This window comes from Nonlabens tegetincola, from assembly GCF_002117085.1.
GTDB lineage: Bacteria > Bacteroidota > Bacteroidia > Flavobacteriales > Flavobacteriaceae > Nonlabens > Nonlabens tegetincola.
The window spans coordinates 887,629-899,117 of sequence record NZ_CP019342.1 but is presented as its reverse complement, the minus strand read 5'-3'; the positions used below and the strand labels follow the sequence as shown (position 1 = coordinate 899,117).

General features: G+C 34.9%; 9 protein-coding genes. 1 reads left to right on the top strand and 8 read right to left on the bottom strand.

Translation table 11 applies throughout. The annotated features are described in order from the left end of the window. The 4 genes from BST91_RS04325 to BST91_RS04310 all read right to left on the bottom strand — a co-directional run bounded on the left by BST91_RS04325 (position 1) and on the right by BST91_RS04310 (position 5,092). The gene (locus tag BST91_RS04325) at positions 1–2,460 is read right to left on the bottom strand and encodes a M56 family metallopeptidase (protein ID WP_085774592.1); all 2,460 of its coding nucleotides are present in this window, start codon (positions 2,458–2,460) and stop codon (positions 1–3) included. A 1-nt stretch (position 2,461) separates the two neighbouring features. Beyond that, a complete protein-coding gene (locus BST91_RS04320; RefSeq protein WP_042278647.1) occupies positions 2,462–2,821 on the bottom strand; it encodes a BlaI/MecI/CopY family transcriptional regulator in 360 nt (119 codons plus the stop codon). A gap of 229 nt (positions 2,822–3,050) precedes the next feature. Continuing rightward, on the bottom strand, positions 3,051–3,584 hold the full coding sequence (locus BST91_RS04315; RefSeq protein WP_244895687.1) for a nitroreductase family protein: 534 nt from the start codon (positions 3,582–3,584) through the stop codon (positions 3,051–3,053). 71 nt (positions 3,585–3,655) lie between these two features. Further along, positions 3,656–5,092 (bottom strand): NADP-dependent isocitrate dehydrogenase, encoded by a 1,437-nt coding sequence (locus BST91_RS04310; RefSeq protein WP_085774591.1) that lies wholly within the window; start codon positions 5,090–5,092, stop codon positions 3,656–3,658. Between the two features lie 126 nt (positions 5,093–5,218). On the opposite strand from BST91_RS04310, the gene BST91_RS04305 reads away from it, so the two are divergent. Then, positions 5,219–6,121: an aldo/keto reductase gene (locus tag BST91_RS04305; protein WP_085774590.1), complete on the top strand. Its 903-nt coding sequence runs from the start codon at positions 5,219–5,221 to the stop codon at positions 6,119–6,121. Positions 6,122–6,184: 63 nt separating this feature from the next. Here BST91_RS04305 and BST91_RS04300 read toward each other — a convergent pair whose 3' ends face one another. The 4 genes from BST91_RS04300 to BST91_RS04285 form a co-directional block, all read right to left on the bottom strand. After that, positions 6,185–8,620, bottom strand: a complete 2,436-nt coding sequence (locus BST91_RS04300; RefSeq protein ID WP_085774589.1) for a zinc-dependent metalloprotease — start codon at positions 8,618–8,620, stop codon at positions 6,185–6,187. A 94-nt stretch (positions 8,621–8,714) separates the two neighbouring features. Beyond that, the gene (locus BST91_RS04295; RefSeq protein ID WP_085774588.1) at positions 8,715–10,175 is read right to left on the bottom strand and encodes an aminoacyl-histidine dipeptidase; all 1,461 of its coding nucleotides are present in this window, start codon (positions 10,173–10,175) and stop codon (positions 8,715–8,717) included. Positions 10,176–10,217: 42 nt separating this feature from the next. Next, a complete protein-coding gene (gene mnmD / locus BST91_RS04290; RefSeq protein ID WP_042278642.1) occupies positions 10,218–10,883 on the bottom strand; it encodes a tRNA (5-methylaminomethyl-2-thiouridine)(34)-methyltransferase MnmD in 666 nt (221 codons plus the stop codon). Continuing rightward, positions 10,883–11,440, bottom strand: coding sequence for a DUF4920 domain-containing protein (locus tag BST91_RS04285; protein WP_085774587.1), 558 nt, complete (start codon positions 11,438–11,440; stop codon positions 10,883–10,885). Before BST91_RS04285 ends, mnmD begins: the two co-directional genes overlap by 1 nt. Between the last annotated feature and the right edge of the window lie 49 nt (positions 11,441–11,489).

Genomic DNA, 11,489 nt, shown 5'->3' with positions numbered 1-11,489 from the left:
TCAATTTTGAATGATGCTTACTCTAAGTTGACCGTTTACCTCTTTAAATATAACTTGTTTTATTCCAGCATCTGATTGTGATGTGTATTGATTACCATCAATTTCAAATTTTAATTTACGTAAAATACCATCTCTTACTCGATGTGTTTTAATATTTAAAACATGACCTTGTTCAGATAGTATCTCTCCTAATTTGATAAGGGAATCTTTATTCTCAGGGTCATTGACTTTATAAATATTTTCAACATTCTCATCAAACACTTCTTCAATTTCATAATAACGTGATCCAGCCTTTAGTGAATCTCTCTTGGCTAATAAGATTTGTCTTCTTGCCTCAAGTTCTGATCTTTTCGCTTCTCTTAACAATTCCACTTCTTTTCTTTTCTCCACAGCTTTTTCACGCATAATTTCTCTGCGTTTTTCTAGTTCTTCACGTTTAGCTTCGGATTTTTCACGTAATAATTCTCTTCGCTCCTCGTATTCAGCTCGCTTTTCCTCCATTAATTGCTCTCTTTCACGCATATACTCCTCACGCTTTTCTATAGCCTTACGTCTTACTTTATATCTAGTAGAATCATTATCAATTATAATTTCCTCTTCTACAAGAGTTTCTAGATCTTCTGGTTTACTAACCACAACAACTACTCCATTTGCACCTTTATCTCCATATCTACTTGTTGCATTACCATCTTTAAGAACTGTAACGGTCTGTATTGCATTAGGATGTAATCGTAATACTTTAGCTTCTTCCACCTCTTTACCGTTTAAAATAAAAAGTGGTTTAGCATCACTATTCCATCTGTATGAACTACCATACGTCATAGGTTGGGATGCATTAACTCTTAATGTATCTATATCAATATCGAGCTCTTCAATAATTATGGGTTGTGCATGATGAAAGCTGTTCCCCATATTTACTAGACTGTCTAAATCTTTAAATTGGATATTCATTTTTGCCATTAAAGAATCTAATTTTATCGAATTTTCTCCCATTTCAATCTGAGCAAAAATTGAATCAAGATTCACCGTTTTTACATTAGACAAAGCTTTCAATAAAAGAGAATCTTTAAAAGTTCCATTGAAGATATAAGGCTTCATTACACTATCAGTACTGAATGCGTAAAACTTATTTCCAGGACCTGATTGTATTATTCTTTGTGAAACTCGTGCATCACATTTACCTATTGACCAATCACTTGTTGTGTCATCAAAAACGCCGTTTATACAGATATCGTCTAGTCCATTGGTGCTTTCATATTGTTGTTCAATGACAGAACCCTTGTTGTTATCAATAGAAAGTGCCAGTTTTATAATTTTCCCATTCTTCTTTTTGAACTTTTTAATTTTAAGATCTACATTATATTTCTCTTTAAGATTTTCAGCTTGTTTTTCAAGAGATTCTCGAGTACTGGAACTTACAATCCTTAAATTAACTCGTTCTTTTAGCCTGAATACGGTATCTATTGCTTCTGTAACAGGCTGTGCTGTTTGTAAATTAGAATTACCTGGTGCAGTTGAAGGTTTATAATTTTTTGTTGCCTTTTCAGTTGGAATCATTTTTTCAACTGGACTATTTAAATACTCAACTTTAGTAACCGTATTGAAACTGTAAAGGAAAAGAATGATTACCGGTAATATAAGTGCATACTTATAGGCACTCCATTTCTTTGAAGCTTCTTTTTGTAACATTATGATTCGTTGTTTAATAAAAGGTGTTACAAAATTATTTGCAAGCGCTGGTTGTTGTTGTAATACTACTGCATTAACTAATGTTCTAGCATAGCTCATATTACCTTCTTGTACAGCAGCCGCTTTGGCATCGGCGATGAATTCTAAATTTTGAGCCACTTGTTTTTTCAAAAACCACGATAATGGATTGATCCAAAATAAAGCGCAATATATATGTGTTATAATCACATCTATACTATGCCATTCCTTAGCGTGTACTTTTTCGTGTCTTAGAATATGTGCAAACTGTTCAGACTTCTCGTCACCATTATGAAAACCTATTTTATTAAAAAAGCTGAATGCAGTAAGCTTTCGCGAAAGCGATACTAACACTACTCCATCTTCCTTTCTACTCGTACCTCCGTTTAAGAGTCGTTGTACGCTCATAATTTCTATACTTAATTTACCCAAAAAGAATAATACGACAGCTAGATAAGCATAAATAAAAAGTTCCATCCAGTTATAAGTAGTAACTTCTGGAGTAACCGTATTCATCATTGCTGCATCAGAAAAATAGATCACATTATTTGTAGTAGTGACGGGTAATTGTTCCATGTATACAACCTCTGTAAACTCAACAAAAGGTAGAACGATGCTAGCAACTATTCCAACAAGTAAAAAAACTCTATTGGCCTGAAAAAAAGTTAACTTTCTTAATATGAAGTGATATCCCAAAACGAATACAGCTAGAACTGCTGTACTTTTCCAAAGGTATTCTACAAGTGTTTCCATGCTATTTGTCTTTAGATTCAATCATATTTAATATTTCTCTTAACTCCTTGGCCGATATTTTCTTCTCATCGGCAAAGAAAGAAACCACATTCTTATATGAATTATTGAAATAATCGGTAATCGCTGTAGTCACGTATTTATTGCGATAGTCTTCCTTTTGAACTATTGGGAAATACCTGTGTGTTTTACCAAAGGCCTCGTGAGATACAAATCCCTTATCCTCTAGTTTACGCACAATGGTAGATACGGTATTATAATGATTGGTTCCAGACAGGTGTGGTACCACTTCTTTTACAAAAGCCTTCTCTAGCTTCCATAAAACCTGCATAATTTCTTCTTCTTTAGCTGTTAGTTTTTCCATTTATGATGTTTTAAGGGCGTTACCTCGAGTGATCACTCGAGGTCAGGCTATCGTTGTTACATGGTAACACCACTCTATCCTTAACGCATTACAAACGTATAACTATTTTTTTAGTTTTCAAACTATCTTTATAGTTATAGAACTAAATTTTTAGTTTAAATAATTCAAACAATGAACTAAATACTTGAATTTCAATAAATTTACATATCGATAAAAGTGGCTATTTCTTCTATAGTTTTTCTTGTTGCATTATAATCAAACCCTTTTTATCATAATTTCCAATGTAGAAGAAACCTAAAAATCGTTCGTTCTTATCTGTTGTTATTCCTTCAAAATTCTTCATATCAACAAAGGATTTAGGACTACTCCAGTAGCCACCATAACCCAATTCATGAGTCATTAACCACATATTTTGTACACTCATGGAAGTTGCTGCTATTTCTTCCCACTCTGGAACTGATTCTTTTTCATCCCTGTGCATGAAAATTAAAATGACCGCTGCAGCTTTACTAGGATTTTCCCTTAACTTTTTAAGCTTGATTTTCTTGTGGCCTGGAGTTTCTTCATAGGCATTTCCAAGGTACGTACCTAGCCTATCTAGCGCTTTACCGGTAAGAACCTTATATCTCCATGGTTCAGTTTTACGATGGTTAGGAGCCCATCTGGCCGCATCTAAAATTGAAAGGAGATCCTGTTTCTCTATAGTACCTTCAATATATTGCGCAGGGAAAATACTGCGTCTCGTTTTTATAATTTTGTTCATAATATTACATATAAAATGCCAACAGTAAATGTAAAGTACTGTTGGCATTAAGTTGTATAATCTATATTAAATTACTGTCCTTGTCCTAGAGAAAAAGCTCGTTCTCCATCAAATGAGTATAGATTTTCTGTTTTAATTACATCCACCTTTTTGTCAATTGCTTCATTAAGCAATGCAACAATTTCTTGATTTGTCATGGCTCTACCACCATCGGGCATAAATCTACATCGCCAGTGTTGTGTACAAAATGTTTCATCAAATCCATTGGGCCATACTTTGACTCCACGATTTGTAATCATTTGTAATTTGACATCTTTCTTTTCAATACTACGCAAGAGCTCTCCTACGAAATTAGGGTTTTTATTTTCACAATCTACAAACAGGTCAACACCTAGTAACTCTTTCTTTTGAGCTGCACGCTCCTTTACATGTGGCAGCTTAAAAGGCTCTTTTGCATTATACCTCACTTTAGTTAATTGTAGTGGTTCCTTTCCCATATTAGCAATTACTGCGTGAGCAAACTCTTCTGTATTGACTTTTCTACTACTTATATTCTCTTTAAATATATCTGCAGTATGAATACCTTGTTCTAAGGTAAGTAACCAAGCGTTATGAATAGATTGTGCTGCTTCATTTTCTCCTATATGATTAAGCATCATGATTGCTCCACGCAACAAACCAGAAGGATTTGCAATTTTTTGCCCTGCAATATCTGGAGCACTACCGTGAATGGCCTCAAACATAGCTACGCTTTCACCTATGTTGGCACTACCTGCCATTCCTACAGACCCAGTAATTTGTGCCGCAATATCACTTATGATATCACCGTATAAATTAGGCATTACTATTACGTCAAAATGCTCTGGTGAATCAGCCACCTTAGCTGCACCTATATCAACGATCCAATGTTCTTTTTCAATATCTGGGTACTCCTGTGCTACTTCATTATATATTTTATGGAACAAACCATCAGTTTGTTTCATAATATTGTCTTTTGAAAAACAAGTTACCTTTTTACGGTTGTTGTATCTCGCATACTCAAATGCGTACCTTATGATTTTTTCACAACCTGGGCGACTTATTAATTTAAGACATTGAACAACATCTGGAGTTTGTTGGTGTTCAATCCCTGCGTATAAATCTTCTTCATTTTCTCTTACAATAACTACATCCATATCAGGATGTTTTGTTGTAACATATGGATGTAGGCTGGCACACGGTCTTACATTTGCATAAAGTCCCAAAGTTTTTCTCATAGTTACGTTCAAACTTTTGTAACCACCACCTTGAGGTGTAGTAATAGGTGCTTTAAGTAAGACCTTGTTACGTCGTATACTTTCCCAAGCTTCAGGAGTAATTCCAGATGTGTTACCTGATAGGTAAACTTCTTTACCTAATTGTACTTCTTCAAAATTAACTGCAGCACCAGATGCCTTTATGATAGCCAATGTAGCATTCATAATTTCTGGACCTATTCCATCACCTTTTGCTATTGAAATTGTTTTCATAAATTTTTGTTTGTACAAAGGTTGCAAATAGTTTTCATATATTTTTATTTATGTTTTTAATACATAGTATAAGTTTTATTAATGCATTTATCTACTTACAATAGTCATCTTTGCAAAAAATAGAATATGTCATTGAGTCAGAATAAATCATATTACCCATTGTCCCAATTTGCTTTGGGAATGTGGAGATTAGGCGACTGGAATTTACCTAATCAGGAACTGCTTACCTATATTAAGCAAGCAATTGACCTAGGTGTTACCACCATGGACCATGCTGATATTTATGGTAATTATGAATGTGAAGAAATATTTGCCCGAGCAATATCTCTAGACCCGTCAATAAGGCACAAAATGCAGCTTGTGACTAAATGTGGTATAAAACTTAGGTCCGATAAATTTCCTAATCGTCAAGTGAAGTATTACGACTATTCAAAAAAGTATATTATCAATCAAGTAGAGACTTCTTTAAAAAATTTGAAGACCGATTATATCGATGCTTTATTATTACACAGGCCATCTCCCTTTTTTGATCATGCTGAAGTTGCAGAAACATTTAGCCAATTAAAAAAAGAAGGTAAAGTAAAGTACTTTGGGGTTTCTAATTTTACACTTAATCAGTTTAAAAGCTTACAAGAACATTGTGAAGAACCCTTAATTACAAATCAAATTGAAATATCTCCTTATGCGCTCGAGCATTTTGAAAACGAGAATATTGATTATTTGACAAGTGCTGGAATACGTCCAATGGCATGGTCTCCATTAGCTGGTGGATCTTTACTACATCCTGAAACTGATAAAGGAAAACGAGTTCTTAATGCAATTCAAGAAGTAAGTACAGAGCTAGGAAACTTACCCTTTGATCAAGTTATTTTTGCATGGATTCTAGCACATCCTTCTCAAATTATCCCAGTTATAGGAACTGGTAAATACGAACGTTTACAAAGTGCGGTAGAAAGTAAAAATGTTAAATTATCCCTAGAGCAATGGTTTAAAATTTACGTTGCTTCTTTAGGAGACGATGTACCGTAAAAAAAATAAACCTACCTGATGAGCACCATCAGGTAGGTTCTTACTATTGCTGTTCTATTATTCTTACTTTGGATCTAGCGTTCTCTCAATTCTTGCAATTAAATCTTCATAGTGAAAACTTACCACTTTATTTGAAGTACGTGCATTATTCCTTCTTGCTATCTTTTTAATTTCATTAAGTTGACCTCTTACAATTGAAGGTACATCGCTTTGAGTAACATTAAAGCTAGCACGAGGTTTTTCATTTGTCATAAGCTCAATTAAACGGTCTAAATAGGCTTTTTGCAAGTTACGTTCATATACATCTGGTTGTATATTTTTAAATATCCCGTTGTTCAAATCTTGCATCAACTCCACTACAGAGTAGGCACTATCATCCATTGCTTTTGTATCAATCATTCTACCCAAGCGATCGTAAGACAGTAGGCTTGATAGATATCTAGATTGTAATGATCTCACTCTATCTGTATATCCTGATTCATTTATATTTTTAAGAATCTCAGGTCTAACTAACCACTCTGGTGTTTCAAACACATTTTTAATCAACCACTGTACTGACTGTTCTTGTGTTTTTGAATCTACAGGTTCATAAACAGTACCATCTTGAGAAGGAGTTTTTAGATTTTCATAAACGCCACCAACATTTGTAACAACGTGACCTACATATCTAGAAAACACACCTAAAAGTTCTCTATACAATTCATCTAAATCGTCGTAATTATTAGTGTCATTGGAAGTCCACTGTGGTAAGTTTTTGGCAACAATTTTTAAGTTTCCAACTCCATAACTACTTGCCTTTACAGGGTTATTACCAATAGCTTCAGTTTGAGATTGAGGATCAAAACGACTGCTTTGTCTTCCGAATTTATATTTAGGATCATTTGCTTTTTCTAAAATCCATTGATTCAGTACCTCTTTTTCATCTTCTGGAGTATTGGAGTTAGGGATTACTCTATAACCCCAATTGACAGCATAATGATCGTAAGGACCCATTTGGCGTACAAATCTTATGTTTTTGTCTCCAGGTTGAGCAATGTAATTATAACGGGCATAATCCATAAGACTTGCTGCAATTCCATTTGCTTGTGTAAAGTCTCCGTCTCTATAATTTTCGACATCATAGGCGTAACTCGCCGCCATATTGTGTGGAAATCCTAACGCATGACCTACCTCATGGGCAATTACTTGTCTCATCATCTCACCTATCTCTTCAGCTGGTGTATCTAATGTTCTTGCACTAGGATTTGCCGCACCTGTTTCCAGTAAATAACGGTTTCTATAAGATCTTAAATGGTTATGATACCAGATAATATCACTTTCAATTATTTCACCACTACGAGGATCGCTCACACTAGGACCTACAGCATTACGAGTAGTACTTGCCACGTATCTAACCACAGAATATCTTATATCTTCTGGACTAAACTCAGGATCTTCTTCTATGCTAGGAGCCTCCTTTGCTATGATAGCATTTTTAAACCCTGCAGTTTCAAACGGTTTCTGCCAGTCTTCAATACCTTGTTTTATGTATTTCTTCAAAGATTCTGGGGTACCAGGATCAAGGTAGTAAACAATTGGTTTTACAGGTTCTACCAATTCACCTCTTGCATACGCTTCAGGATCTTTAGGCTCTAGCCTCCATCTTCTTATATATGTTTTTTCATCGGCTTTTAATTTAGGAGAGCTATAATCAATTTGATTAACCGTGAAGAAACCAACTCTAGGATCATACAATCTAGGTGTCATAGGTTTTTCAGGTAACAATATCATAGATTGATTCATCTGTAAACTTATGGAACCTACAGATGAATTTGAAGGTGCGTCACTAGCCGTATAAGTCATATCTTGCACAACCTCAACATTTAAAGGATAAGAAGACACACGATTAATGAAACTGCGTGATTTATCCAGACTTCTTACTTTATACTGTTTGCGTAGTCTGGAATTCAAACCACTTATTGCAGGTATATCGTTGCTTAAAAATTTGGTGACATCAATTACTACGCCCGTAGAATCGGTATTAATAGCTTCTATATCAAAAGCGTACATAATCGGTTCATAATTATTAACCTTAACACTATTGGATATAGCCGCTGTGGAGTCTAATGTAACGGCATCATAAGATTTGACTTTAAGTAATATTTTATCCTTAAATCGCTCCCATGAAACTAATTGTTGGTTGGTTTTACTACCAGCATTTAAATATCCACCACCCAAATTTGCAGGTATTTGTGCAATACGGGTAACCCATAACATATCTTTACCTAATAGGGAATCTGGTAACTCATAAAGATATTCATCTTCATTTTGATGAACTTTAAAAAGACCGTCGTCTGTTTTAGTTTTACCCGTTATAAGTTTACGATAAGGTTTAAACTTTGAGCTGGTTTTATTTGATGCTTCGGATTTTGTTGCTTTGGAACTCACCTTTTTTGGTGCAGAACAAGCAACAATTCCTAAAACCAAAAAAATAGAAAGAATTTTAGTACTGATTTTCATGTAAGTAATTATTAATGCCAAGCAAAATAAAACCTGGCATTAATAATACTTCTTAAAACCTACTTAAAGTATTCATCTAGCTGTAGGTGCTCTTTTATTTCAATGGAACATTTTTGAGAATTTCTAAGTAAAAATCCCAAAATTTTTGAACGCTAGAAATCTCAACGTGTTCATCTGGACTGTGAGCTCCTCTAATATTTGGACCAAAAGATATCATGTCCAAACCTGGATAACGTTCACCTAAAATTCCACATTCTAATCCTGCATGACAAGCGACTACTCTAGGAGATTCATTGAATAGTTCCTTATACTTATTTTCAGCAATTTCTAAAATTGCACTATCGCGATTTGGTTCCCAACCAGGATAGTCACCAGATAATTCAACACTGATTCCAGCTAACTGCATTACAGCACTTATTGAAGATGCTAGATCTGTTTTGGAACTTTCAACAGATGATCTAGTTAAACAAGCTACCTCCAATTGTCCATCATTTAATTTTACTCGAGCCAAGTTGTTTGAAGTTTCTACAAGACCTTCAATATCTGGACTCATTCTGTAAACACCATTATGAATTCCTAGTAAAACGTGTATTACCTCACGACTGTTAGAAGCATCAAGATGACCTAAACTAGAATTCGTCAATTCCCACGAAATATTTAAATTTTCCTCTAGGGATTTATACTCATTTATTATGGCTTGCTTGCATTTCTCAAAGGTAGATTGCATGTGCTGTAGCTCGCTTTCGCGAAAGCGTAATTCTACAACAGCTTCACGTGGAATAGCATTTCTCAAACTACCACCTTGAATAGATACAATATGAATATCTGATTTCTTTTGTAACGCATCCAATAGTCTGGCAGCCATTTTATTTGCGTTACCTAAACCTTTAATGATATCCATACCGCTGTGGCCACCGTTAAGACCTTTCACAGTAATCGTGACCGTAGAATAAGTATCTTCTGGATTACTAGTATCGTATTGTTTTTTACCAGTGATATCTACTCCACCAGCACATCCTATATCAATTTCATCATCTTCTTCAGTATCTAGGTTTAGAAGTATAGTTGATTTGAGAATGTTTTTATCCAATTCTTTGGCACCGGTCATACCTGTTTCCTCATCAATTGTAAACAAAGCTTCAATCGCTGGATGCTCAATATCAGTTGAGGATAAAACAGCCATGATTGCAGCTACTCCTATTCCATTGTCGGCACCTAGAGTTGTTCCATTTGCCTTGATAACATCACCATCGACAATCATTTCAATACCTTGGGTATCAAAATCAAATTGAGTGTCGTTGTTTTTTTGGTGTACCATATCTAGATGAGATTGTAAAATCACACTTTTACGGTTCTCCATTCCTGCAGTTGCAGGCTTTTTTATAATTACATTACCTACAGCGTCCTCTATAACTTGTAGATTTAATTCATTACCGAATTTCACCATAAAGGCTCTTACACGTTCCTCTTTTTTAGAAGGTCTAGGAATTGCGTTCAAATCAGCAAAGTGATTCCAAAGTGATTTAGGTTCTTGATTTCTTACTTCGTTACTCATATCTTTTTAATAGTGACTAGACAGGCTAGTCTTTTAAATTACCTATAATTTTGTCGCGCGCAACATTTCTCTTTTACCTGGTGGACCAGGAAGACGTTCTACGTTAAAACCAACTTCTTGCATGTTGCGTCTAGCCTGACCTTGAGCACAATAAGTAGTGAGTACACCACCATTTTTTAGGCTATCAAACGCTTTTTGAAAAATGGGTATGGTCCAAAGTTCTGGTTGTGTTCTAGGTCCAAAAGCATCAAAATATATGAGATCAAACTGGTTGTCGAATTTGACCTCTTCAAATTTCATTTGCTTTTTAATTATACTAAATGTAGAGGTTAACTGCTTGTCAATTTCCCAATCCATCTCATGCAATGCTTCATAAAAGATTTGATCTTTAAGTAAGCTTCCATAATCCATAGCTAGGACCTCATCGGCACTTACTGGGTATGCTTCCATTGCGGTATAATGAATTCTAGTAGTACTCGCATGTTGCTTGGTTAAAATAGCATTAAGACCAGTACCAAAACCATATTCTAGAATATTAAGACTGGCATTATCAGGTTGTAATGACTCTTGTAAAGGCTGTAAACCCATCTTTATAAAAACATGAAGCGCCTCTTGCAAGGCGCCGTGTTTAGAATGATATTGCTCGTTAAGATCTGGCATGTGAATGGTTTTGGAACCATCGCCAGTGATCATGATTTCTCTTTTCATTATTCGCTTGCGCTTTCTTCTGCAGGCATTTCAACATCTGGGTTTTCAAATTCTTCCACAAGAGCACCATCGGCTATAAAAGTATAGCTTGTTTCAGGTTCATTGATCTTTTCTATTTCCTCTTGAGATTTTCCAGCATCTTCTGCATAGTGACGAAGAGTTTCTACGTCAGTGATTGATTTATACACTTTACCTTCAAATACCACTTCCTTTCCTTTACCGTTTTTAGGTAGAAAAAATCCATAGTCCTTAAACATCACACGTGTTGTATCGCTACCAACTGCCATTTTAACCCAACATCCTTTTTTTGGACATACATCAAGAATCTCACTTTTCACCTTTACTTGGATTGTGTCTGAGTCGGTTAAAGTTTGATATTTCTCGAATAATTCTGCTGTTGAAATAGCATTTTCTGCAGTTATTTTTGATCCATAGCTCATATAGGCCATTTCTTCAACTTGTTCATCATTTACTGCAGGCATTTCAGTTTCTTTTTGAGTTTCTTTACACCCAATTATTGAGAAAATGATAAAAAATAAAGGTAAATAGGTTTTCATTTGTTTATATTTTCCACAAAATTAGTAATTCGTTGGGATTTATTCAATG